The organism is Streptosporangium canum, from assembly GCF_900113865.1.
Classification (GTDB): domain Bacteria; phylum Actinomycetota; class Actinomycetes; order Streptosporangiales; family Streptosporangiaceae; genus Streptosporangium; species Streptosporangium canum.
This window is the reverse complement of record NZ_FOQY01000024.1, coordinates 111,298-134,173: the sequence shown is the minus strand read 5'-3', so window position 1 is coordinate 134,173 and position 22,876 is coordinate 111,298. Positions and strand designations below refer to the sequence as shown.

Genomic DNA, 22,876 nt, shown 5'->3' with positions numbered 1-22,876 from the left:
GCCACGATGGGCACCCAGAAGTAGAGCTGGCCGTACTGGTCGCGCCAGGCCGTCCCGTAGCCGGTGAGGAACGAGGCGAGCCGGGGCCCGAAGTCACGCGCCGGGTTGATGGCGTAGCCCGCGTTGGTGCCCCAGGCCATGCCGATCGCCACGACGACCAGTCCGACCACGAAGGGGGCGAGGTTCGCCGCGGGCGGCGAGTTGCGCACGTCGGAGACGGCGAGGATGAGGAACAGCAGGATCGCGGTGCCGATCACCTGGTCGCGGAACGCGCCCCAGGTGCCGACGGGCAGGGTGCCGTTGCCGGGCAGGGTGGAGAAGACCCCCTGGGTCTTGATCGTGTGGCCGGGATCGGCCTTGGCCAGCACCTCCGCGTAGTTCCACCGCACGAGCAGCGCCGCCACGAACGCGCCCGCGGTCTGCGCCAGCGAGTAGGGCAGCACCTTGCGCCAGGAGAACCCCTTGAAGACCGCGAGCGCGACCGTGACGGCCGGGTTGAGATGCGCGCCGCTGATACGGGCCGCCACGTAGACGCCCAGGGTGACCCCGAGCCCCCACGCCCACGCGATGCTGTCGTGGTCGCCGATGCCCGCCGCGGCGACCTGGGCGACGACCCCCACTCCGAACAGAATCAGGATCATGGTCCCCGCGAACTCGGCGGCCATCTCGCCGAGCAGTCCCCGGGCTTTCAGCCGTTCCGCCATGTGCTCTCCTCACGGTGCCGCGTTGCGTCACAAGCCCGCGCCCGTTCTCCGGACGGGACCGGAATACCACCGGACGGCCGTGGAGGAATCACCCCGAAGAGGTGATCCTCTCGGCTGCTCGGGACGCTAGGCCCGAAAGGGGGCAAGGTCAACGGCAGACTGACGACAATTTCGGACAGCGGTCAGAGGTTAGAGTCGGCAGCGGTGCCGGCGAGCCGTACGGCGTGGCCCTACAGAGCCGTACGGCGTGGCCCTACAGAACGGCACCGGCCGTATAGGTGATCTCGGCGAGGAGCTGCTGGCCGGAGGCGTTGGGGTGGAAGTAGTCCCAGCGGCTCAGCTGGGACAGTGTGAAGGGGTGGCCGAAGACGGCTCCGCCGTCGTACCGGCAGGTGATCTGCTCGGCGCAGACCCGTGCCAGCACCGCGTTGAAGTCGGCCACGCGCCCGCGCACCCGGTCGCGCCTGTCGACGTCGGCCTGGTCGGTGGAGCGGGGCCTGACCAGCATCGACTGGCAGATGCCGAGGGTGGACCACGCGGTGCGGGCGGAGGAGCTGTCCTTGCCGACCTCCCAGAGCCGCTTGATGTCGGGAATGCTGGAGACGAAGATCCCCGCATCGGGCAGGCCGGTGGTGAGCGTCTGCACCGCCGTACGGAACCTGGCCTCGAAGTCGGCCACCGAGGTCATCCCCGCCTCCGACGACGCGCAGGCGTCGTTGGCCCCGATCAGGATCGTGACGTAGTCGGCTCCCTGGGAGACCGCCTGCCGCGCCTGGCCGGCCATGTCGGCGACCTTGGCGCCCGACCGGCCGTCGTTGTGGACGGCGAGGGAGGGATTGCCGGCCAGCAGACGCCGGTAGTGGCTGTTGACGGCCTCGTTGGACCCGGTCGACCAGGACCGGGAGGGACAGTCGAGGTAGAAGCCGCAGGCGTTGAAACCACGGGTGATGGAGTCGCCCATCGCGGCCATGGTGCCGGGGGCCGCCGAGGCGTCCGCCACGGCCGTCGCCGGGACGGACGCGAGGGTCACCGCTGCGATGAGGGCGAGGATCCGGCGGGGGACGTTCAAACTGGCCTCCTGGGCTCTCCCCCGAGCGGCTCCGTTGTTCAAGAATGTCGGCCCGTCCCGCCGTATTTACAAGCGTGCATTACAGGTTAATGACTCACTGGTAAGGAACGTCTCCGGTCGCACTCGGAGGGCGCGGCCCGGATCATTCCCCCCGCATCTCCGCGAGCGGAACCGGAACCGTGGGCCGGCCGATGTCAAGCGGATGGTGACGCGGAGCGGAACGCGGGTCCGGTTCTCCCCGAGGATGCCCGCGCCGAGGACCCGCATGCCGGGCATGGACCGCATGGCAGCCGAAACCGTCGAGCCGATCCACCGGCAGCGTCGGCCGGATGTCAGCCCGACAGCTCCGCACGCAGGTCGCGGAGGAACCTCTGGCTGTCCGCGACGGAGTAGGCCTGGACGCACAGGCGGTCCATGACCTGCATGTAGTGGTCGGTCTCGGCAAGCTTGTCGACGTAGAGCGCGCTGGTGAGCTGCTCCAGGTAGACCACGTCGGGCAGGTCCCGCTCGGGGAAGCGCAGGATGGAGAACGGGCCGCCGGCCGCCGCGTGACCGCCGCGGTGGAACGGCATGATCTGCAGCCTCACGTTGGGCAGCTCGGTGACCTTCAGCAGGTGGTCGATCTGCGCGCGCAGCACCTGGGGCCCGCCGATGGGGCGCCGCAGCACGGCCTCGTCCATCACGGCCCAGAGCGTCGTCGCGTCGGACCGGGTCAGACACTCCTGCCGGGTCATGCGGAGGGCGACACGGCGATCGACCTCCTCCGCGGAAGCGGCACTGTGCACGAGCATGATGACCGCCCGGGCGTATTCCGGACTCTGCAGGAGGCCGGGGACGAACTGCACCTCGTAGGTCCGCACGATCGAGGCGGCCGCCTCAAGGCCCACGTAGACCTCGAACCAGTTGGGGAGCAGGTCGCCGTACTTGTGCCACCAGCCCGGAGCGTTGGCCTGGCGGACCAGGGCGAGCAGCGGCGACCTGTCGCAGGGGTCGGTCACCCCGTACAGCGTCAGCAGGTCCGCGACGTCGCGCTCCTTGAAGCCGACCCGCCCCAGCTCCAGGCGGCTGATCTTGGCATGGGAGGCGCGGATGGCGTAGCCGGCGTCCTCCCGGGAAACGCCCCTGGCCGTGCGCAACCGCCTCAACTGGGCGCCCAGCAGGATCCGCAGGATCGTGGGACCGCCACCGGCCCCGGTCAGGGCACCACCGGGCGCCACGCTGCTTTCGGCGTGCTCCGTGCTCATGATCACTCCCCGTCGTGCCACTCGGACGGTGCGACCGTTCCGCTTTTTTCGATGAGAATCGGACAACCATATCCTGATGCATGCGCCGAGCACTTACTCCCACATGCACCCAGTGTAAAAATGGCCCTTTACGATAACTTGCCCGACTTAGCCAGAACGCCCGCTCGGTGAATCCGCGCCTCCTTCAGCCGGGCCGCGCCCTCCACCGGCGGACGCCGGCACGGAGGCCCCTTCACCGGAAAACTCCGGGGACTTCCGCGGTCGAATTCAAGCAGATTTATCCGCGAAAAAGCGTGAAATACATAAAGTTCTCTGACATGTTGGAAAACTGCTCGTCATCTTCGACAGTCATGCGTGGTCCCGCCGCCAGGCGACGCGGAACCCCGCAACCGGGACCGGCCCGCACGGAGCGGGCGGGGCCCGCTCCGGGCCGTGGGAGACGACCACCGCCGGTGATGCCCGAACCCCGATCAGACGTCAAGGCCGTCGCCCGAGTTTTTAGCATTCTTATGAGAACGGCGAGCAGCCGACAGGGGAGAATGGGAGCGGATGTCCCCGGGTGGGTGGAATGTCTCTTCCTGCCCGTCTGTCGAGAGGATGCACCGATGGCTGCCATCGACATTCCGACCTGGGCCGCCCGCCTGCGCGCCTGGCGGCGTGGCCGCCTGTGGAGCCGGCAGGACCTCGGCGAGCAGCTGACCGAGGCCGCGGACGAGACGACCCGCGACCGCCTGCCCCCGCAGGAGAGGCTCTCGGAGATGGTCCGCTCCTGGGAGGCCGGGGAACAGCGGCCCGACGAGCTGTACTCCGAGCTGTTCTGCCGGGCGTTCGACATGAACGAGGCGGAGCTGTTCAGCGGCGAGGCGGCCGGTACGACGCTCTGGCACCATCTGACCGGCATCCCGCTGATGGCGGGGACGTTCTCCGCCGAGGAGGAGGAGCGCACCGGCCGGGCGATCGAAGACCCCAAGCGGGCCGACGACCAGACCGCCGCCTACTTCGAGACCGTCCTGCGGGCCTACTCACGGCCGGATCTCCGCCCGGCCCGCACGATCGACGCCCTGTCTCCCGTCTTCACCGTGATCGACGGACTGCGCCGTGACTCCAGGTCGGGCATCCACCGGGCGCTGCTCCGGATCAGCGCCCAGGACGCCGAGCTGATCAGCCGCATGCACTACGAGACCGGCGACCTCGACGAGGCGCTGGCCTGGTCGGACCGGGCCCTGCTGGCCGCGCACCAGGCGGGCGACGAACGGCTCGTGGCATACGCCCTTGCCCGCCGGGCCGGCCTCCAGGACAACCGGGGCAACCCCGAGCAGGTGATAGGCCTCGCCGTCGCCGCCCGCGAACACGTCCTCTCCCCGCCGCCGCTGGAGGCGATGGCCCGCCGGCACGAGGCCCAGGGCCACGCCATGGCCGGAGCCGAGGACATGTGCCACCGCCGCCTGGAGGAGTCCGCGGAGGCGCCCCGGGAGGGCTCGAAGGACGACACGCCCATCGTGTTCGACTATCCCGCCTGGCTCCACAACGCCCTGGCCGCCGGATGCCTCATCCAGCTCCACCATCCCGCCGACGCGATCGAGATCCTGGAACGGGACCTCTCGGCGGCTCCGTCGAACTACCTCACGGCCTACAACCTGGCCCGTCTCGCCCACGCCTACGCCGACGCGCACGAGAGCGAGCGCTCGGCAGGCATCGCCCGCCAGGCTCTGACGCTGTCGCGGCAGACCGGCGCGAGCCGCGCCATGGAGGAGCTCCGCCTCATCCGCGACGACCTCCACCGGTGGTCGCACGCGCATTAGCCGCCCGCGCCGGCGCCGCCACGCAGACGCGCCGCGAGGGCGAGGTGGCGATCGGCATGACGGGACGCGGTGCCGGACGGCCGAGAGACCGCCTCCAGGTCACCGCCCCCGGAGGGCGGTCACGGGCCTTCCGGGTCGACCACGCCGCGGTCGGCCCAGAAGGGGTCGAGCAGCTCGCGCAGGCGCGGGGCGCCGACCCGCTCCAGCAGCTCCAGCGCGCCGACGTTGTCCACGAGCTGCTCCATGCGGCTGGCCCCGAACAGCACGGTGCTGACCGACGGATGGGTCAGGGTGAAGGCGACGCAGAGCTGGGCCGGGGTCGCCCCCAGGTCCGCGGCGACCGCGGCGATCCCGCCGGCCGCCTCCATGATCTGCCCGCGCACCCCGCCCGGGTCACGGCCGATCTCCCGGGTGGGCGCCGTCCTGCCCGCCAGGATCCCGCCCTCCATGACGTCCGAGGCCTGCATCGTGATCCCCTCGGCGAACACCTCCGCGAACGGCGCCCCGTCCGGGATCGACCGGCGGCACGGACTGTACTTGAGCTGCGCGATCTGCGGCCCCGGCGAGCCGGCGTGGACGGCGTGGTCGCGGATGGTCCTGACCGCGGTGGCCGACCAGTTGTTCACCCCCCAGCAGCCGATGATCCCGTCGGCCTCCAGCTCCGCGAGGTCGGCGGCGAGCCGCCGCAGGTCGAGGTCGTCGCGGCGGATGTCGCCGAGGACGACCAGGTCCGCCCGGCCGGTGCCGACCCGGAACAGGGCGCGTTCGAGCTGCTCGCGCAGCGACTGCTCCGGGTACGGCTCCAGCCACAGCTTCGACGACAGCAGGTAGTCGTCACGGTCGATCCCCGCGGCCCGCACGATCGCCGAGAACAGCACGTCGGTGAAGACCGGCGGCTGCCCCGGGACCCCGTAGACGCCGACGTCGACGTCGAAAAGGTTGACGCCCAGCTTCACCGCGTGGCTCACCATGGCCACGGCGTCTTCGAAGTGCATCCGGTCGTAGGTGTGCCAGGACCCCAGGGACAGCACGGAGACGTCGGGGCCATGGGTCCCGACCCTGCGCAGGGGGACGACCTTCTTCCGCTCGGACATCGGACTCCTCGGTGGGTGGATGACGGTTGTGGACGGTGGTCAGGGAAGCCACGGGTGGACGACGGCCTTGACCTGTTCGAGCCGTGACATGGACGCGAGGGCCTCCGACGCCCCGCCGAGCCCGACGGGCTCGCTGAAGAGCTCGTCCCAGGCGAAGCGCGACCGGAACGCGCGGAGGAACTCGATCGAGTCGCGGTAGTCGCCGATGTCGCCGTTGAGGGAGCCGAGCACGTTCAGCTCCTTGCCCATGACCGTCCCCAGGGGGATCGGGTCGGGGCGGGGGCCGGTGCTGCCGACGATGACGAACGTGCCTCCCCACGCGGCCAGGTCGACGGCCTCGGCTCCCACGCCGGGCGCGCCGGCCAGGTCCAGCACGAGGTCGGCGCCCCGGCCGCCGGTGGCCTCCAGCACGGCCGCCCGCCGCCTCCCGGCGTCGCCGTCCAGCCCGATCACGAGATCGGCGCCGAACCGCCTGGCCAGTTCGAGCCGGGCGTCCGGCGCTCCGACGGTGACGACCGTGCCCGCACCGGAGGCGCGGGCCACCGCGGTGGCGACGATGCCGAGCGCCCCGGCCCCCTGGACGAGGACGTTCGCGCCGGGGCGCACGCCTCCGGCCCGGCCGAAGGCGTGCAGGACCGTCTTGACGGCGCAGCCCGCGGCGGCCGCCCAGGTGTCCTTGACGTCGTCGGGGAGGATGAACTTCTGTGCGTTCGGGGTGACGTAGTCGTACTCGGCGAGCCCGGCGGTGGAGTGGGGCCACCGGTCGGACCGCTGCAGGAAGCCGTAGCCCCGGTCGGAGCAGGCCACGGGGTTGCGGGTCACCGTACAGCCGTGGCAGTGGCCGCAGGTGGACTCCGACCAGCCGATCCGGTCGCCCACCCGGACGGCGCGGCCGAGGGCGTCGACGGTGCCCGGCCCGGCGGCCACCACCGTGCCCGCCATCTCGTGGCCGAGCACCATCGGGAGCATGCCCGGCAATGACATGCCGCCGCTCCACAGATGCACGTCCGTGGCGCACAGCGTCGCGCAGTCGACCTTCACGATCGCGGCGCCGGGCTCGCACTCCCGGGGGAGCGGCAGCTCCTCCAGGACCAGCGGCTCGCCGTGGGCCCGCAGGACGGCCGCCCGCGTAGACGTCGGAACTGACATGTGATGTTCTCCGATTTCGCTATCTGCTGTGGGCGGTGTCCCAGACCTCGTGGCGGCTGCGCCACCACAGGAGCACCACGATCACGAGGAAGGGGACGACCCCCCGGTACTGCTGGACCGCGCCCAGCGACGCGGTGAACCCCTCCAGGCAGCCCATGAGCAGCCCTCCGGCGAGCGTCATGGGCAGGCTCCGGAAGGCGCCCACCATCGCGACGGCCAGCGCCGTGGTGATGAGTTTGCCCAGGGTGGAGAAGTCCCCGCCCAGGCGGGGCGCCACCAGGAGGATGACCAGTGCGCTGATGGCCCCGATGGCGGCCCAGACGGCGACGGCGAGCCGGGGCGCCGCGATGCCGACGACCTGGGCGGTGGCCGGGCGCTCCGACAGGGCCTGCAGTCGCAGGCCGACGGACGTCCTGTTCAGCAGCATCCCCACCCCCACGGTGATCAGCACCGCGAAGGCGAGCGAGACCAGCACCGACTGCGGCACCACGACGTCGCCCACGGTGAAGGCGGGCGCGTCGAACGGCCTCGGGAAGCGCCGGGCACCCGTCGTCGTGCTGCCGAACAGCCGCAGGCCGATCGCCATGAGGGCCACGTACAGGGCGACGGTGACGGCGGCCTTGGTGCGCTCGTCGTGGTCGCCGAACCAGCGGACGAGCACCGCGCCGAGCAGGGCGGACAGCGCCCCGCCGGAGATCACCCCGGCGAGCAGCGCGAGCCACACACCGAGCCCCGCGTCCATCAGCGACACCATCACGAAGGCGCCCATCGCGCCCACCGCCGCCATGGCGAAGTTGACCACGGCGACCAGCCGGTAGGTCAGCACGACGCACAGGCCGAGCAGCGCGTACACCCCGCCGCCCGTCAGGCCGGCGATCACGGAATTCACCATCGGACACCCACCTCCTGGGACTCCTGGGAGCTCAGTTCTTGCCCGGGACGATGAAGCCCTCGGGGAGAACCTTCCACCTGCGGTTCTCGACCTTGACGAACCGGCTGCCCTGGATCGGGCTGTGCGCCTCGCCGGGGCCGAAGATCCACGGGGTGCCCACCATCGGGTACTGGATCGGCCGCATCTTCTTGAAGGCCTCGGTCACCGACTCGCGGGTGACGTCACCCTTGATCGTCTTGAGCACCTGGACGAACACGTCGGCCGCCATCACGGCGCCCTGGCTGAACGCCGTCTTCTGGATCTTGTTCTCGTCGACGATCTTCGCCCAGCGCTCGTTGCCCGGCAGCGTCTCGTCGGTGTACGGCTGCCACTCGGTCCCGGCGTAGACGTTCAACCCGTCCGGGATGACCTCGGCGTTGGCGTCGGTGTAGCTGTTGGCGCCCATGATGAAGTCGACGTCCTGCAGGCCCTGCGTCTGCGCCTGGGCGAACCACGGGCCGACCGTCGCGTTGTAGAGGATGGCCTGGCAGCCGGCCGCCTTGGCCGCCACCAGGTAGGGGGTCGGGTCGCCCTCGCCGACGGAGGTGTCCTTGACCGCGAGCCGCTTGCCGGTGATGTCGCTCCACTCCTTGACGGCGGCGTCGATGCCGCCGCCGCTGCCCGGCAGCACGGTGTAGTACATGCAGACCTTGTCGTGCTTCAGCGTCTCGGAGGCGTAGTAGAGCATCGCCGTCAGCAGCTTGAACGGGCCCGGGTTGACCGGGGCGATGTTGGGGCTGGTGAAGCAGGCGGGGTCCACGCCGACGGCCGGGATGGAGACGATCCCGCTGTTGCCGTAGGTGGCGCGGTTGAGCCCGCAGTCGACCGCGCTGGAGGAGCCGACCAGCGCCACGACGCTCTCGGACTCCAGCAGCTCCAGGGCGGCCTCGGTGGACCGCTGCGGGTTCATCGCGTCGTCCTTGCTGATGAGCTCGATCTTGCGGCCGTTGACGCCGCCGGCCTTGTTGACCTCCTCGAAGACGGCCTTGACCGCCTGCGGGACCTCGGGCGTCTGGAACAGGCCGGTGACGCCGTTGACGGAACCGACCTTGATCGGGCCGTCGGTCGAGGAGCCGGCGTCGGAGCAGGCGGCGGCGGAGAGGGCCAGGGCGGCCACCGCCACGGCGCCGGTGAGGGAACGCTTCATTGCTGCCACTTCCTTGGGCTGGGGGGAAGACGGGGATCAGGCGAGCGGGACGTCGGCCGTGCCGAGGTAGGCGGCCATGACCGCCGGGTCGCCGAGGACGTCCCGGGTGGGCCCCGAGGCGATGACGTGACCGAAGTCGAGGACGGTCACCTGCGCGCACGCCGCTCTGACAAGCTCCATGTCGTGCTCGACCAGGAGGATCGACACCCCGAAGCGGGCCGGCACCTGGGCGAGCCGCCGTCCGAGCTTGAGCGACTCGGCGGCGGACTGCCCCGCGGCCGGCTCGTCGAGCAGGGCCACCTTCGGCCGGGCCGCGATGGCGGCGGCCACGTCGAGCAGGCGGCGGGTGCCGACGTCGACGATGGACACCGGCACCTCCCCCGGCGGGCAGCCGAAGAAGCCGAGCAGCTCGTCGGCCTCGTCCCCGGACAGCCGCCGGCCCGCGCCGATCGTCAGGTACTCGTACTGGGTGAGCTCGGGGGCGATGGCCGTGGTCTGGAAGGTACGGCGCAGGCCGCGACCGGCCCGCGCGCTCGGGCTGAGACGGTCGATCGACTGCCCCGCCAGCTCCACGGCGCCCTGGTAGCCGCCGATGAAGCCGGTGACCGCCGCGATGAAGGTGGACTTGCCCGCGCCGTTGGGGCCGATGAGCCCGACGACCCCGCCGGAGGGGACGGTGAGGTCGATCGCGTCGAGCGCCACGACCTCGCCGTAGCGGACGGTCAGGCCCCGCACCTCCAGGCAGGGCTCGCCGCCCGCCGGGGCCGGCGGCGCGGGAGCGGTCTCCGCGGCCGTGACCTCGGGCTCCCGCGGCCGGTCCGCCAGGGTCGCGAGCAGCTTGCGGGCGTCGCGTTCCCGCTTGCGCGCCCGGGTGAAGTCGGTCTGGCTCACCCCGCTGCGCAGGGCGAAGACCGCGAACAGGCCGAACAGCATGCCGCCCAGGTCCTGAGGGAGCCGCAGCTTCTCCAGGATCGTGGCCATCACCGCGCCGAAGACGCCGCCCATGAGGGCCCCCTCCGGGTTGTGCGGCCCGATGAGGATGGCCACCGCGAAGAGCGCGAGGGACTGCCCCATGGCGAAGTTGCTCGACACCACGAGCCCGAGCTGGCCGGCCATCAGGCCGCCGCCGACGCCCGCGATGAACGCGCTGATCGCGAACGCGGCGAGCTTGCTGCGCGCCACCGAGATACCGTGCGCGGCGGCGGCCCGCTCCGAGTAGCGCAGTTCCAGCCAGGACATGCCGAGCCGGGTCCGGTTGAACAGCGCCAGCCCGAGGGCCAGCACGGTGAAGACGATCACCGTCAGGACGAAGTACGCGGCGTTGCCGGAGAACAGCCCCGGCCGCACGAGCGTCTTCAGCTCGGTGGTGCCGGGGAACTGGTTGGCGTTGAGCACGATGTCGGTGGACACGGCGAAGCCGAAGGTGACGACGGCGAGGTTCACCCCGCGGATGCGCAGGGCCGGCAGCCCGATGGCCACCCCGACGGGGACGGCCGCCAGGCCGCCGAGGAGCAGCCAGAGCAGGAAGCCGCCGGGCGCGTCGGCCAGGTTCAGCCGGAGCACCACCCACGCGCCGATCGCGGCGAAGGACATCTGGCACAGGGACATGACCCCGGCCCGGCCGACGATCACACCGTAGCTCTGCATGATCACCGCGCCGACGACGGCGGTGATCGCCAGGTAGGTCCAGTACGAGGAGAACAGCGCCGGTACGGCGACGCAGGCCAGCACGGCGGCGGCCAGGCCCGTCCCCCACGCGCGTTTGTCGATCATGTTCACCGGTTCTCACCCCCCGCCTCGGCCCCGGCTCCGGCGGGCACCGCGCCGAAGTAGAACTCGTGCAGCCTCTCGCCGTCGCCCCGCAACTCGTCGCAGGGGCCGTCGAACACGACGCGCCCCTTGCGCAGGACGTAGGCGTTGGCCCCGACCTCCAGGGCCAGGTTCGCGAACTGCTCGATGAGCAGGACCGCTATGCCCAGGCCGACCAGGTCCTTGACCGCGTGCATGAGGCGGCGGACCACCACGGGCGCCAGGCCCAGGGACATCTCGTCGATGAGGACGACCTTCGGGTCGGAGATCAGCGCGCGCCCGAGCACGAGCATCTGCTGCTCACCGCCCGACAGGTGCCCGGCCTGGAGCCCGCGGCGCTTGTCCAGCTCGGGGAAGAGGCCGTAGACCGTCTCCAGATCGCCGGCGCCCGACCGGGAGACCAGCAGGTTCTGCTCGACGGTCAGCGTCCGGAAGACCGTCCGCGCCTGCTCGACGTAGCCCAGGCCGGCCTGCGCCCGCTTGTAGACCGGGAGCCGCTCCATCGCGGTCCCGCCGAGTTGGATCGTTCCCGACGTCGCCTTCGCGAGGCCGGCGATGCCGTCCATCAGGGTCGTCTTGCCCGCGCCGTTGGCGCCCAGGACCACGGTGACCGTACCGGCCTCGACGTCGAGCGAGACGTCGTGGACGATCGGGGCCTCGCCGCGGTTGACGCTGACGCCCTTCAGGGAGAGGACCGGGCCGCTCATCGCGGGCCTTCCGCGCGGGCCGACCGCAGCGCCGCGATGACGCGCGCGTGCGCGTCGCGGGCCGCCGACAGCTCGATGGCGAGGAGTCCGAAGAAGCCGTGGATGAGGCCGTCGAACCGGACGAGCTCGACCTCGACGCCGGCGCGCCGCAGCTCCCGGGCGTAGTCCTCGCCCTCGTCGCGGAGCACGTCGTACTCCGCGCCGAGGATCAGCGCGCGGGGCAGGCCCGACAGGTCGCCCGCGCGCAGGGGCAGGAGGTAGGGGTCGTCCATGTCACCGGCGTCGCGGGGGTACTGGGTGAAGAACCAGTCCATGCTCGCCTTGGACAGGAAGTAGCCGTCGGCGAAGTCGCGGTAGGACGCGCGCCCGTCGTCAGGATGGCCGAGCACGGGCGAGACGAGCACCTGCAGGGCGATCGCGGGGCCGCCGAGGTCGCGGGCCTTCAGCGCGACGACGGCGGCGAGGTTGCCGCCCGCGCTCTCCCCTCCCACCGCGATCCGTGCCGGGTCGACCGAGAGCCGCTCGCCGCTGCCGTGGACCCAGCGCACCGCGGCGTAGCAGTCGTCGGCCGCCGCGGGGTAGGGGTTCTCCGGCGCGAGCCGGTAGTCGACCGAGACGACCACGGCGCCGGCTCCGGCGCAGACGGCGCGGCAGGCGACCTCGTTCTCGTCGAGGCTGCCGATCGTCCAGCCGCCGCCGTGGAACCAGACGAAGGCGGGGAAGGGGCCCTCTCCCTCGGGGGTGTAGACCCGGACCGGGACGTCTCCGGCGGGGCCGGGGAACACGGTGTCGACGACACCGCCCACGGGCTGGAGATCGTCCGGCATGGTCCAGGACTGGCGGAATCCCTCACGCATCGCCGCCGCGTCAAGCTGGGGGGCTCCGCCCTGGTCCTCGACGCCGGCGCGCTCGATGATTCTCTGCGCCTCAGGATGCAGGGGCATCGTTACCTCCGGTTGCCCGGGTGCCCTCGCTCACGTTCAGGCACTCGCAAATCGTATCCGATTCCATGTACGTTATGCGGGACCAAATGACGTGTCTAGAGTGCGGGTGAAATGTTGCGGAACGAATCCCCGAGTGACCCCGCGCCGGCGGATGTGGTCATGACCGGCGGCACGGTGCACACCGTCGACTCCGCCGACCGGGTGGCGGAGGCGATCGCCGTCGCCGGCGGCCGGATCGCCAGGGTCGGAACGGCCGGGGAGGTGGCCCCGCTGATCGGGCCGCGGACCCGGGTCATCCGGCTGCGCGGCAGGTCGGTGCTCCCCGGCATCAACGACTCCCACCTCCACGGCGTCTGGCTCGGCCAGATGTGGCCGGATCTCCTCATGGACCAGATGGCCGCCGGGCACCACGGGGGCGAGCCCCTCCCCCGCCTGGAGACCGCCGAGGCGCGGCGCGGCGCGATCCTGCGTACCGGGGAGCTGCTGGCCTCCCTCGGCGTCACCAGCTACACCGAGCCGGGCCTGGGCCCCGGCGAGGACGCGGGGCCCAGCGGCTGCTTCGGCTCCGCCGTGCTGCGCGACTACGCCGATCTCGCGGCCGAGGGCCTGCTCCGCGCGCGGGTAACCGCGCTCATGCTGTTCGGCGAGCTCGACGGCGCCTCCTCCCTGCCCGGCCTCCTGGCGGGGCTGCGCGACTTCGTCCCGCCCGCCGACGTGCCGGGCCGGTTCCGCGTCGCGGGAGTGAAGATCTTCGCCGACGGCATCCCCCCGATGCGCAACGCCTGGACCGACGAGCCCTACGCCGACGGCACGCACGGCGGCCTGCTCGTCGAGGGCGGCTCGGAGACCGAGGCGGAGGCCCTCCCCCAGGTCCCGGTCGCCCTGACGATGGTCGGCGGCCGCGTGGTCCACGAGCTCTGACCTCCGCGCGGCGCGCGGGGCCCGCCTCCGGGTACGGCCCCGCGAGCCCGGCCTGTCGCGGGGCCGTACCCGGAGACCGTCGCGGGACCGCTCCGGGGCACGGCCCGCGACGGCGCTCTCCGGCCGTACCGCGACGGAACGGCCCGTGACGGCGCTCTCCGGCGGGAGATCAGCCTCGTTCCGGGGCGTCGGTTCCCCAGGAGGCGTCGGGGCGCACCACGTCCCTGTCGATCCAGAGCCCCTCGACCGCCGGGCGCAGCTCGTCGCCGTGCCGGGCCAGCAGGTCGAGCGCGCCGAGGTTGTCGTCGAGCTGCCGGCCGCCGCTGACCCCGAAGAGCACGGTCGCGGCGGCGGGGTGGGTCAGGCAGAAGGCGATCGCGAGCTGGGCCGGGGTGGCCCCGAACCGCTCGGCGACCCGCTCGGCCTCGGGGTACGACGCGCGGATCCGGTCGCGGATGCCCCCGGGGTCGGCGCCGATCTTGCGCTCCGGACGCAACTTGCCCGCGAGGATGCCCCCCTCGAAGACGTCCGAGGCCTGCAGGCCCAGCCCGTCGTCGAACAACCGCCCGTACGGCCCGCCCTCGGGCACCGAGCGCCGGGCGAGGCTGTACTTGAGCTGCGCGAACGCCGGCGGGACCATCCCCTCCGCCAGGGCGAACTCCCGCGCGAACCGCAGGTCGGCGGCCGACCAGTTGTTCACGCCCCACGTGGTGAACCATCCGGCCCGCACCAGCTCCGCCACGTCGGTCACCACGGACCGGATGTCCAGCTCGCCGAGGAAGTCACCCGCGACGACGGAGTCGGCCCGGTCGGTGCCGATCCGCGACAGCGAGAGCTCGATCTGCTCGGCGAAGGAGGTGGCGGGGTAGTCCCACAGCCAGAGCTTGCCGCACAGGAGATAGTCCTCCCGGGCGACCCCGGCCTCGCGGACGGCCCTGCCGAAGATCAGGTCGGTGACGGCGTTCTCGGCGTGCGGGCCGAAGTTGTGGTGGGCCACGTCGAAGAGGTTCACGCCGAGGCCGACGGCCCGGCGGATGAGCGCCGCCGCGTCACCCGACTCCATCCGGTCCCACGTGTTCCACGAGCCGAGGCCGAGGATCGGGACCTCCGGCCCGTCGGCGCCGAGCCGGCGCCTGGGCACCCGAGCTGAGAACTCCATCGTGGACCTCCGATGACGTTATGCGGCCCCTGGCCGCCGAGAAGGAAATCGTATAGCATTCCAAATATTGTCTGCACCTAGGGAGTTGAGTTCATGTCGCCTCACCCGGACCCCGCCGGTCCCGCCAGGATCGTGGACGTGGCCACCGGCTACATGGCCGCCAAGCAGCTCTTCGCGGCCAGTGAAGCCGGCCTGTTCGCCGCGCTGGCCGGGGGACCGGCGACCGTCGCCGAGATCTCCGCGCGCACCGGGCTCCCCGGGCGCACCGCGCGGATCCTCGCCGACGCGATGGCGGGCCTCGACCTGCTGACCCGCGACGACGGGGTGTACGCCAACTCGCCGTCCGTCACGCGGTACCTGTCCGGCACCGGGGACGACGTGGACCTCCGCCCGTTCCTGGCCTTCCTCGACGGGATCAGCTACGGGCACTGGCTCGGCTTCGGCGAGACCGCCCGCACCGCGCTGCCGGCGAACCTGGATCTCGGCGAGGACCGATGGGGCACCTTCCTGACCGGTGTGATGACCTACAACGCGCTGCACGCCAGGATGCTCGCCGAGAACTACGACTTCTCCCGGCACCGGCGGGTCCTCGACTTCGGAGGGCTGTCGGGCTCCTTCCTGGCCGAGGCGCTCCGGACGGCCCCCGGCCTGCGCGGCACGTTCTTCTCCGGCGGTGACCTGGTCCAGCACGCGCGCAAGACGCTGACCGACGCCGGGATGGGCGACCGGGTCGAGGTCGTCGACGGCGACCCCCTCGCGGGCGACGTCCCCACGGGCTTCGACCTGGTGCTGCTGGAGCACGTGGCGCACCGGTTCGACGCCGGGCAGAACCGGCTCATCGCCCGGCGGGCCCGCGAGGCCGCGGCGCCCGGCGCCACGCTCCTGCTGCTCGACTTCTTCCTGGACTCCGACCACAGCCAGCGCGCCATCGACGCCCTCCACGCGGGCGAGTACCTCGTGATCGACGGCACGACCGTCTACCCGGAGGACGAGGTGCGCGGCTGGCTCCGGGAGGCCGGATGGGAGCCGGTGGAGACCCGCGAGCTCCCGGGCAGCCCGCGCGTCATCGTGGCGGAGGCCCGATGAGCGCCGCGGGCCGCGTCGTCCTGATCACAGGCGCCGCGAGCGGGATCGGCCGGGCCGTCGCCCAGGCGTTCGCCGAGGCCGGTGACCGGGTCGTGGTCGCCGACCTGGACGGCGCGGCGGCCGAGCGGGCCGCCGCGGAGCTGGGCGCGCTGGCCCTCCCCCTGGACGTCACCGACCCGGAGGCGGTCGCGGCCGGCCTGGAGCGGGTCGCCGGCGAGCTCGGCCCGGTGGAGGTCCTGGTCAACAACGCGGGGATCGTCGCCGGCGGCGGGGCCCTGGTCGACCTGCCCATCGAGATCTTCGACAGGGTGGTGGCCGTGAACCTGCGCGGGACGTTCACCGTCACCAAGGTCGCCGCGGCACAGATGATCAAGGCGGCCAAGGGCGGCTGCATCGTCAACATCAGCTCGATCGGGGCCCGCCAGCCCACCGCGGGCCTGGGCCACTACGAGGCCACGAAGGCCGGCGTGGACGCGCTCACCCGGACCGGCGCCATCGAGCTCGCCGGCCACGGCATCCGCGTGAACGGCGTGGCCCCCGGACCGGTGCACACCCCGATGACGGCCGGCCTGATGACCGACCCGGCCGCGCGGGGCGCGTGGGAGTCGCGCATCCCGCTCGGCAGGATCGCGACCCCGGGCGACATCACCCCGCTGGTGCTGTTCCTCGCCTCGCCGCAGGCCGGGCACATCACCGGCACCGTCGTCCAGGTGGACGGCGGCCAGCTCCTGGTATGACCGGGGAATCCCGGCCGGACCGGGGAGACGGAGGGGCGACCCGTGCCTGACAGCGCCATCATGAACCAGGTCGTCTCACGGGTGCACCGCCCGCGATTCCCGATCGGCGGAGTCGGTGAAGGTGGCGCCGATCTCCGCCATCCGCTCGGCCGCGTAGCCGGGGTCGATCAACGCCTCGGGGGTGTGGAGGCCGGGCAGCACGGGGTCGCCGCGCAGGCCGAGCAGTCGCTCGACGCCGAGGGCCACGCCGAGCGCCGTCAGGGGGCGCTGCCCCTCCGGGTGGAGGAGGTAGCGGCTCGTCCTGAGTGGTGCGCCCGCGCGGTCCACGCCTTCGAGGTCGATCCTGACCTCCGTGGACGCGGGCCCGCCGCGCCGCCTGCCCGCCGATTCACCGATCGCGAACGCGAAGCGGACATTGGGCGCGCCCGTCGCGACGGCCAGGCTCGGCACGTCGAGGATGGGGACGATCTGGCCGGGCAGCACGGCGCCGTCGACGCTGATGACCTCCACCTGCGCGTCGGGGCCGCTGACCCAGTCGAAGACGCCGTCGCGGCGGACGTGCCCCGCCGAGGTGGCGGCCAGCAGGCGTGCCATGTCCACCGTGGCCGCGGGCCCGCCGCTGTCCTGTTCGTCCAGCACCCCGCTGACCTCGATGGTGTCGAGCCGGTCGAACTCCCTGGCGAGGCCGAGCACCGCGAGGACGACGAGCCCCGCGTACCAGTGGCTGGCCAGCAGGACCGGCGCCGCGCCGGCTCGCAGGCCGGCGGCGACAACCTCGGGGCCGATGTCGACCAGGCCGCTGGAGATGCTGACGTACGGCAGGCCGCGGTCCTGTGCGTAACGCAGTCCGTTCAGGTGGCTGTCCCGCACCATTGCCACGACCGCCGAGTAGCCGTCGGTCCGCTGGAGGCCGAGGTCGCCTCGCCGCAGATCGATGGTCACGGCTGTCGCGCCGCCGAGCTCGTCGGCGACCCGCCGGGCGCGGCCGAGATCCCGGCCCGCGATCGTCAGCGGCAGCTCCGGGTACCACCGGCGCAGGAGGGCTGCGGTCCCCGCGCCCGCCTGGCCGGATCCGCCCATGATCAGTACGGAGTGCTCCACGGTGATGTCCTCTCGCTAACCTACATTCTGTAACTTACATTTTGTAGCTTATGCTGGGAGGCAACGCAAGGGAGGACAATGACTACGGGATCGACTCGTCTGTCCAAGCCGGCCAGGCGGGAGCAACTGCTCGACACCGCCATGGCGATCGTGCGCGCCCACGGCACCGACAGCCTCACGCTGCTCAGCCTGGCGGAGGCCGCAGGAGTGAGCAGGCCGATCGTCTACGACCACTTCGGCACCCGCCCCGGCCTGCTGATCGCGCTCTACCGGAGGCTCGACGAGCGGCACCGGGCCGCCTCAAAGGAGGCCCTGCGTGATGCCCCGGCCGTCCCCCGCGAGATCGCCCGCGTCCTGAGCGCCGCCTACTTCGCGTGCGCCACCGACATGCCCGAGTGGACCGCCATCTCGGCCGCGCTCAAGGGGAACCGGGAGATGGAGGCGATCGAGCGCGAACTGCTCGACGACTACACGGACCTGATGGCCACCGCCCTGCGGCCGTACTCCGGGCTCACGCAGGAGGCCCTCCGGCTGCGCTGCGTCGGCGCGCTGGGCGCGGCAGAGGCGATCGCCGCGGAGCTGAACCGGGGGCGGGCCACCGTCGCCGAGGCCATCGCGGCGCTGACCGACCTGACCGTCGGCAGCATCGACGCCGGATCCCAGGCAGATTCGAGGACACCCACCGCCGCGTCCTCACCGTCCTCCGTCATCCGTCATCCGTCATCCGGACCAAGCCTGACCTCTGACATGTGGTGTGTCTAGGTGCATCCAGGGCGGTATCCAGTGCCATTCCCTCCCCGCCGCGCCGTTCCTAGGCTCGCCGCATGTCATTTCCGAAGACAGCCCGCACCTGCCTGCGCGGCAAGCCCGTCTCCAAGCTCCTGGCGCAGGAGCCGCTCGCCCTGCCGGGCTACGGCACCACCGTGCTGCCCGCCGATCCCGAGACCGTCTTCGCGCAGGGCCGCTTCCACCGTGTGCCGGTCCTCACCGGCATCACCCGTGACGAGGGGACCCTGTTCGCCGCGCTGATGTTCCCCGGTCTCACCGAGCAGGGGTACCAGGAGGGCCTGCGTCGCTTCTTCGGTGACAAGGCCGCGGCGATCGCGGCGGAGTATCCGTCCCGTGGGCGGCCGGTGTGAAAGCTCGTGGACCCTCACCACCTTCGCCTGACCTGCGCCGGTATGCCCCAGCGCTGACGGCTGTTCCGCTGTTCCTCAACCCCGGACATCGAGTCCGTCCGGGTGCTCGACGAGCCCGCCGCGCCGAGCCTCTCCGTCCGCGCGCCGGGCCGTACGGGCGGGTGCCGCCGCCGTACGGCCGGGCGGGCTCAGGCGGTCCGGGGCGTGACGTGCGCGTTGTGCAGCGCGTCGGCGGTCGCGATCTTGTGGGCGCACGCCACCCGCTCGATCTCCGCCGGTTCCGCGCCCGCCGCGATGAGATCCAGCATGTGGTCGTGCTCCACCACCGAGCGGCGGGCCCGCCCCGGGACGTAGGTGAAGGTCGAGCGCCGCATGTGGTCCAGCCGCGCCCACTCCGACTCCAGCAGGACGCTCAGGTGCTCGTCCGGGCAGTGCTGGTAGATCGAGAAGTGGAACTTGCGGTTGAGCGCGGTGAAGGAGGCGGGGTCGAACTCCTCCAGCGCCTCGACCATGCGGGCGTTGATCTCCCTGGACGCCTCGATCCGCTCCGGCGTCATCAGCGGCGCCGAGATCGCGGTCGCGTAGCCCTCCAGGCGGGCCAGGACGTGAAGGGAGTGCTCCACCTGCGTGGAGTCGAACACGGCCACGCGCGCGCCGATGTTGCGCACGACCTCCACGAGCCCGTCGGACTGCAGACGCCGCACCGCCTCGCGCAGCGGGATCGTGCTGACCCCGGTCTCCCGGGCGAGCTGGTCCATCACCAGCCGGTAGCCCGGCCCGTAGGTGCCGTCGAGGATCCGCGAGCGCAGCAGTTCGTAGCTGAGCTCGGCCTTCGACTCCTTGGCCTTGGCGGGCTTCTTCGCGGCACTCAACGGCGTCCCCTCATTCTCGGCCGGCGGCTGACGGGCCCGCCGACGGCCGTCCCCCTGCTGATCACTGTCCTAGGACCCTCACGATAGTGTCGCGGAACGCGGCACCGCCGAGGACCTGGAAATGACCTCCGGGAACGATGATCGGCTCGGCTCCGCCGACCAGACTGACGATACGCTCGATCCCGCGTGTCATCACATCGTCCTCCCCGATCACGAAGACCGGGGGCGTCGGACCGCCCCACGGCGCCGCCTCGAACGGGGTGTCCCGCAGGCCCTCGACGCACAGCGCCAGCCCGGCGGCCCGCTCCCCGCAGGAGCGGACCATGCCCGCGATCATCGCGGTGAACGGGTCCTCGGGCTCGGCTCCGTCCCGGACCGCCCGGTGGAGGGCGGCGACGTCCACCGCGGCGAACGGCTCGACGGGGCTGAGGCCGCCGAACACCGCCCGGCGCACCCGGCCCGGGGCCGCCGCGGGAAGCTCCCACCCGAGGCGTGCGCCCAGCGAGTAGCCGACGACGTCGAACGCCGTGACGCCCGCCCGGTCCAGCACCGCCACGATGTCCTCGGCCACCGCCCGCGCGCCGCACTCATGAGCCGCCGCCGGGGCCGGGCTGTCCCCGTGACCACGCAGGTCGGGCACGACGACCGTCCGCCCGGCGCCGGTCAGCGCGGCGACGACGCCCGTCTCGACCCAGTCGGCCGCGCCGTCGGAGGCGAAGCTGTGCAGGAGGAGGACGGGCGGCGAGTCGCCGGGACGGTCAGGAGGGAAAACACGAGAGGCCAAGCCAGATCCGTCGTGCATCGGTCGCGCACTCCTCAACGATACTTTTCACATACGATTTCTTATCGTACTCCATGTACTGTTGTCCGTTGAGGGGTTTCGGCGACCGAATCAGGTGATTTTGGTGGGTATCGGAAAGTCGACGACGACCTGACCCGTGCCGCTGCTGCCGAAGTACGGGCAGAGCCGCTCCCCCTTGCCCGTGTAGTCCCGCCAGCCCAGCAGGCCGAAGAGCATGGCGGTGTCGGCCATGGCGCCCTCCCCCGTGCAGCGCCTGTTGTAGTCGGGAAGCATGTCGACGAAGTCGGCCGTCCTGCCCTCCGCCCACATGTCCAGGACCGCCATGTCCACCTGGCGGTTGATCTCGCTGCTCACGTCGTTGAGCAGCGACTCGGCGATCTCGTTGGGCGGGAAGGCGTGCGACAGGGAGCCGCTGGCGAGGAAGGCCACCTTCCGGTCGCTGCGCCGTACGGCACGGAGCAGGGCCTCGCCGATCCGGCGGTTCTCCTCGATCGTGGAGTAGATGTTGCAGCCGATCGGCAGCACCCGGATGGAGGAGTCGTCGTTCATGAAGTACATCGGCACGAGCGTGGCGTACTCCAGGCCCAGATCCTTGTAGGTGTGGACGCGCGCCTTCTGCCCTCCGGCGGCGATCTCCTCGCGGACGAGCTCGGCGAGCTCGGGGTCTCCCGCGTAGTCGTACTCCAGATCGTGGATGAAGTGCGGGAGCTCGTGACTGACGTAGGAGGCGCTGTGCCTCTCCTTGCCGTTGAGGTGGAAGCCGATGCTGTTCATCCAGTGGGTGTCGGCCACCAGGAAGGTGTCGGCCCCGCGCTCGCGGGCGCGTCTGCCGATCTCCTCCAGGGCCGCTTCGGCGGGCTTCCGGATGCCGAAGTGCTTGCCCGGTTGGATCGACAGCCAGATCGACGGCACATGTGTGATCTTGGCCGCCATGACGAGCTCTCCCATCACGCCCCTCCCAGGTGCGTCCAGACGCCTTTGACCTCTGTATAGGCGTCGATGGCGTACGGTCCCATCTCCCGGCCCCAGCCGCTGGCCTTGAAACCACCCCAGGTGGTCGCGGCGTCCGGGACGTGGATCATGTTGATGAATACGGCTCCGGCCCTGACCTTCGCCGCCAGGCGGTGGGCGGTGGACAGGTCGCGGGTCCAGACGGAGGCCGCCAGGCCGTACGCCGAGTCGTTGGCACGCTCCACGATCTCATCGGGATCGTCGTAGGCGAGCACCGGGATGACCGGCCCGAACACCTCCTCCCTGGCGATCGCCATCTCGTCGGTGACCCCGGCGAAGACGGTCGGCTCGTAGAAGAACCCCCCGGCCAGCCTCCCGCCCGCCCGGCGCCCGCCGGTCACGAGCTCCGCGCCCTCGTCGCGGGCGCCGCGGACATGGGCGTCGACCTTGGCCAGGTGCTCCTCGCTGACCAGCGGCCCGAGCTGAGAGGCCGGGTCCAGGCCCGGCCCGAGGACCAGCGCGGCGGCCGCGGCGGCCATCTTCTCGGTGAACTCGTCGGCCCGCCGGCGGTCCACGTAGAAGCGGGCGTAGGCGGCGCAGACCTGGCCGCTGTTGAACAGCGCGCCCCGCACGTTCCCCGCCACGGCGGCGTCGATGTCGGCGTCGGCGGCGATGATGCTCGGCGTCTTGCCGCCCAGTTCGAGGGTGAGGCGCTTGAGGTTGCCCGCGCTGGCGTGCACGAGCTTGCGGCCGACCTCGGTGGATCCGGTGAAGGAGACCTTGTCCACGCCGGAGTGCTCGGCGAGGGCGGCTCCGGTGGCCGGGCCGCCGGTCAGCAGGTTGACCACGCCGGGCGGGAAGCCGGCCCGCTCCATCAGCTCGACGAGCATGACCGTGCTCAGCGGGGTCTGCTCAGCGGGCTTGATGATCACGGTGTTGCCGCAGGCCAGGGCCGGGGCGAGCTTCCACGCGGCCAGCATCAGCGGGAAGTTCCACGGCGTGATCAGCGCGCAGACGCCCACCGGCTCGCGCCGCGTGTAGTGGAGGGTGTCGGGGAAGGAGACCGGCACCACCGACCCCTCGATCTTGGTGCACCACCCCGCGAAGTAGCGGAAGTGCTCGGCCGCGCCGGGGACCGTGACGCCCCCGGCCACCGCCAGCGGCTGCCCGTTGTCCCGCGTCTCCAGCTCGGCGAGCTCGTCGGCGTGCTCCTCGACGAGGTCGGCCACCCGCCACAGCATCCGCGCCCGCGCGGCGGCGGTCATGCCGGCCCAGGCGGGGTCGGCGAGCGCGGAGCGGGCCGCGGCGACCGCGCGGTCCACCTCGGGGGCGCCCGCCTCGGCGCACTCCTCGAACACCGAGCCGTCGGCCGGGTTCAGCGTCGTAAAGGTGGCGCCCCCTTCCGCGGGGCCCCACTCGCCTCCGATGAACAGGTCGGTCATCTCTTCGGTCTCCTCGGTCAGCTCGGCGTCTCACATCCCGGCGGGTGCCCCTGAGCCCGGCACCTC

At 71.8% G+C, this 22,876-nt stretch carries 22 protein-coding genes; 6 read left to right on the top strand and 16 right to left on the bottom strand.

Translation table 11 applies throughout. The features are described 5' to 3' along the window. The 3 genes from BM085_RS29385 to BM085_RS29375 all read right to left on the bottom strand — a co-directional run. Positions 1-704, bottom strand: a 704-nt coding sequence (locus BM085_RS29385) for an MIP/aquaporin family protein (protein ID WP_093890116.1), incomplete at its 3' end; no start/stop codon positions are given. A 253-nt stretch (positions 705-957) separates the two neighbouring features. Further along, the gene (locus tag BM085_RS29380) at positions 958-1,773 is read right to left on the bottom strand and encodes an SGNH/GDSL hydrolase family protein (protein ID WP_093890115.1); all 816 of its coding nucleotides are present in this window, start codon (positions 1,771-1,773) and stop codon (positions 958-960) included. Between the two features lie 332 nt (positions 1,774-2,105). Beyond that, positions 2,106-3,017: a helix-turn-helix domain-containing protein gene (locus BM085_RS29375; RefSeq protein WP_218158861.1), complete on the bottom strand. Its 912-nt coding sequence runs from the start codon at positions 3,015-3,017 to the stop codon at positions 2,106-2,108. Positions 3,018-3,622: 605 nt separating this feature from the next. Here BM085_RS29375 and BM085_RS29370 point away from each other — a divergent pair. Beyond that, positions 3,623-4,819: an NsdA family TPR-like regulatory protein gene (locus tag BM085_RS29370; RefSeq protein WP_093890114.1), complete on the top strand. Its 1,197-nt coding sequence runs from the start codon at positions 3,623-3,625 to the stop codon at positions 4,817-4,819. A 119-nt stretch (positions 4,820-4,938) separates the two neighbouring features. On the opposite strand, the gene BM085_RS29365 is transcribed toward BM085_RS29370, so the two are convergent. Genes BM085_RS29365 through BM085_RS29335 form a run of 7 tightly spaced genes read right to left on the bottom strand, consistent with a single transcriptional unit; the run spans position 4,939 to position 12,600 of the window. Beyond that, entirely contained in the window at positions 4,939-5,913 is a 975-nt protein-coding gene (locus BM085_RS29365) for an aldo/keto reductase (protein ID WP_093890113.1), read from the bottom strand. A 39-nt stretch (positions 5,914-5,952) separates the two neighbouring features. After that, the gene (locus BM085_RS29360; protein ID WP_093890112.1) at positions 5,953-7,062 is read right to left on the bottom strand and encodes a zinc-binding dehydrogenase; all 1,110 of its coding nucleotides are present in this window, start codon (positions 7,060-7,062) and stop codon (positions 5,953-5,955) included. Positions 7,063-7,081: 19 nt separating this feature from the next. Further along, on the bottom strand, positions 7,082-7,954 hold the full coding sequence (locus tag BM085_RS29355; RefSeq protein WP_093890111.1) for a branched-chain amino acid ABC transporter permease: 873 nt from the start codon (positions 7,952-7,954) through the stop codon (positions 7,082-7,084). A gap of 31 nt (positions 7,955-7,985) precedes the next feature. Next, the gene (locus tag BM085_RS29350; RefSeq protein ID WP_093890110.1) at positions 7,986-9,140 is read right to left on the bottom strand and encodes an ABC transporter substrate-binding protein; all 1,155 of its coding nucleotides are present in this window, start codon (positions 9,138-9,140) and stop codon (positions 7,986-7,988) included. Between the two features lie 36 nt (positions 9,141-9,176). Continuing rightward, the gene (locus tag BM085_RS29345; RefSeq protein WP_245789763.1) at positions 9,177-10,913 is read right to left on the bottom strand and encodes a branched-chain amino acid ABC transporter ATP-binding protein/permease; all 1,737 of its coding nucleotides are present in this window, start codon (positions 10,911-10,913) and stop codon (positions 9,177-9,179) included. Positions 10,914-10,915: 2 nt separating this feature from the next. Then, positions 10,916-11,656 (bottom strand): ABC transporter ATP-binding protein, encoded by a 741-nt coding sequence (locus BM085_RS29340; protein ID WP_093890108.1) that lies wholly within the window; start codon positions 11,654-11,656, stop codon positions 10,916-10,918. Further along, a complete protein-coding gene (locus BM085_RS29335) occupies positions 11,653-12,600 on the bottom strand; it encodes an alpha/beta hydrolase (protein WP_093890107.1) in 948 nt (315 codons plus the stop codon). Before BM085_RS29335 ends, BM085_RS29340 begins: the two co-directional genes overlap by 4 nt. Positions 12,601-12,759: 159 nt before the next feature. On the opposite strand from BM085_RS29335, the gene BM085_RS29330 reads away from it, so the two are divergent. Continuing rightward, complete coding sequence (locus BM085_RS29330; protein WP_177245336.1) at positions 12,760-13,521, top strand: amidohydrolase family protein; 762 nt, start codon at positions 12,760-12,762, stop codon at positions 13,519-13,521. 169 nt (positions 13,522-13,690) lie between these two features. Here the strand turns inward: BM085_RS29330 and BM085_RS29325 are convergent, their stop codons facing one another. Then, positions 13,691-14,680, bottom strand: coding sequence for an aldo/keto reductase (locus tag BM085_RS29325; protein WP_177245335.1), 990 nt, complete (start codon positions 14,678-14,680; stop codon positions 13,691-13,693). 93 nt (positions 14,681-14,773) lie between these two features. On the opposite strand from BM085_RS29325, the gene BM085_RS29320 reads away from it, so the two are divergent. Both BM085_RS29320 and BM085_RS29315 read left to right on the top strand, forming a co-directional pair. After that, positions 14,774-15,766 carry a methyltransferase gene (locus tag BM085_RS29320; RefSeq protein WP_093890106.1) on the top strand — a complete coding sequence of 331 codons (993 nt, stop codon included), beginning with the start codon at positions 14,774-14,776 and terminating at the stop codon, positions 15,764-15,766. Beyond that, positions 15,763-16,503 carry an SDR family NAD(P)-dependent oxidoreductase gene (locus BM085_RS29315; RefSeq protein WP_093890105.1) on the top strand — a complete coding sequence of 247 codons (741 nt, stop codon included), beginning with the start codon at positions 15,763-15,765 and terminating at the stop codon, positions 16,501-16,503. Before BM085_RS29320 ends, BM085_RS29315 begins: the two co-directional genes overlap by 4 nt. Positions 16,504-16,578: 75 nt before the next feature. Here the strand turns inward: BM085_RS29315 and BM085_RS29310 are convergent, their stop codons facing one another. After that, on the bottom strand, positions 16,579-17,604 hold the full coding sequence (locus BM085_RS29310; protein ID WP_218158860.1) for a saccharopine dehydrogenase family protein: 1,026 nt from the start codon (positions 17,602-17,604) through the stop codon (positions 16,579-16,581). A 78-nt stretch (positions 17,605-17,682) separates the two neighbouring features. Here BM085_RS29310 and BM085_RS29305 point away from each other — a divergent pair, with 78 nt between their 5' ends. Beyond that, positions 17,683-18,366, top strand: coding sequence for a TetR/AcrR family transcriptional regulator (locus BM085_RS29305; RefSeq protein WP_093890104.1), 684 nt, complete (start codon positions 17,683-17,685; stop codon positions 18,364-18,366). A gap of 62 nt (positions 18,367-18,428) precedes the next feature. After that, on the top strand, positions 18,429-18,743 hold the full coding sequence (locus BM085_RS29300) for a carboxylesterase family protein (protein ID WP_093890103.1): 315 nt from the start codon (positions 18,429-18,431) through the stop codon (positions 18,741-18,743). A gap of 188 nt (positions 18,744-18,931) precedes the next feature. On the opposite strand, the gene BM085_RS29295 is transcribed toward BM085_RS29300, so the two are convergent. The 4 genes from BM085_RS29295 to BM085_RS29280 all read right to left on the bottom strand — a co-directional run bounded on the left by BM085_RS29295 (position 18,932) and on the right by BM085_RS29280 (position 22,810). Beyond that, a complete protein-coding gene (locus tag BM085_RS29295) occupies positions 18,932-19,615 on the bottom strand; it encodes a GntR family transcriptional regulator (protein ID WP_093890102.1) in 684 nt (227 codons plus the stop codon). A 61-nt stretch (positions 19,616-19,676) separates the two neighbouring features. Further along, positions 19,677-20,399, bottom strand: coding sequence for an alpha/beta fold hydrolase (locus BM085_RS29290; RefSeq protein ID WP_245789762.1), 723 nt, complete (start codon positions 20,397-20,399; stop codon positions 19,677-19,679). Between the two features lie 108 nt (positions 20,400-20,507). Beyond that, positions 20,508-21,365: a 3,4-dihydroxyphenylacetate 2,3-dioxygenase gene (hpaD, locus tag BM085_RS29285; RefSeq protein ID WP_093890100.1), complete on the bottom strand. Its 858-nt coding sequence runs from the start codon at positions 21,363-21,365 to the stop codon at positions 20,508-20,510. Continuing rightward, positions 21,365-22,810 carry an aldehyde dehydrogenase family protein gene (locus BM085_RS29280; protein WP_093890099.1) on the bottom strand — a complete coding sequence of 482 codons (1,446 nt, stop codon included), beginning with the start codon at positions 22,808-22,810 and terminating at the stop codon, positions 21,365-21,367. The genes hpaD and BM085_RS29280 overlap by 1 nt, the downstream gene beginning before the upstream one ends. Between the last annotated feature and the right edge of the window lie 66 nt (positions 22,811-22,876).

Bases quoted from the DNA above. Each gene is read 5' to 3' on its own strand.
- BM085_RS29375 (WP_218158861.1), bottom strand. From the start codon at position 3,017: ATGAGCACGGAGCACGCCGAAAGCAGCGTGGCGCCCGGTGGTGCCCTG.
- BM085_RS29370 (WP_093890114.1), top strand. From the start codon at position 3,623: ATGGCTGCCATCGACATTCCGACCTGGGCCGCCCGCCTGCGCGCCTGG.
- BM085_RS29365 (WP_093890113.1), bottom strand. From the start codon at position 5,913: ATGTCCGAGCGGAAGAAGGTCGTCCCCCTGCGCAGGGTCGGGACCCAT.
- BM085_RS29360 (WP_093890112.1), bottom strand. From the start codon at position 7,062: ATGTCAGTTCCGACGTCTACGCGGGCGGCCGTCCTGCGGGCCCACGGC.
- BM085_RS29355 (WP_093890111.1), bottom strand. From the start codon at position 7,954: ATGGTGAATTCCGTGATCGCCGGCCTGACGGGCGGCGGGGTGTACGCG.
- BM085_RS29350 (WP_093890110.1), bottom strand. From the start codon at position 9,140: ATGAAGCGTTCCCTCACCGGCGCCGTGGCGGTGGCCGCCCTGGCCCTC.
- BM085_RS29345 (WP_245789763.1), bottom strand. From the start codon at position 10,913: ATGATCGACAAACGCGCGTGGGGGACGGGCCTGGCCGCCGCCGTGCTG.
- BM085_RS29340 (WP_093890108.1), bottom strand. From the start codon at position 11,656: ATGAGCGGCCCGGTCCTCTCCCTGAAGGGCGTCAGCGTCAACCGCGGC.
- BM085_RS29335 (WP_093890107.1), bottom strand. From the start codon at position 12,600: ATGCCCCTGCATCCTGAGGCGCAGAGAATCATCGAGCGCGCCGGCGTC.
- BM085_RS29330 (WP_177245336.1), top strand. From the start codon at position 12,760: ATGACCGGCGGCACGGTGCACACCGTCGACTCCGCCGACCGGGTGGCG.
- BM085_RS29325 (WP_177245335.1), bottom strand. From the start codon at position 14,680: ATGGAGTTCTCAGCTCGGGTGCCCAGGCGCCGGCTCGGCGCCGACGGG.
- BM085_RS29320 (WP_093890106.1), top strand. From the start codon at position 14,774: ATGTCGCCTCACCCGGACCCCGCCGGTCCCGCCAGGATCGTGGACGTG.
- BM085_RS29315 (WP_093890105.1), top strand. From the start codon at position 15,763: ATGAGCGCCGCGGGCCGCGTCGTCCTGATCACAGGCGCCGCGAGCGGG.
- BM085_RS29305 (WP_093890104.1), top strand. From the start codon at position 17,683: ATGACTACGGGATCGACTCGTCTGTCCAAGCCGGCCAGGCGGGAGCAA.
- BM085_RS29300 (WP_093890103.1), top strand. From the start codon at position 18,429: ATGTCATTTCCGAAGACAGCCCGCACCTGCCTGCGCGGCAAGCCCGTC.
- hpaD (WP_093890100.1), bottom strand. From the start codon at position 21,365: ATGGGAGAGCTCGTCATGGCGGCCAAGATCACACATGTGCCGTCGATC.
- BM085_RS29280 (WP_093890099.1), bottom strand. From the start codon at position 22,810: ATGACCGACCTGTTCATCGGAGGCGAGTGGGGCCCCGCGGAAGGGGGC.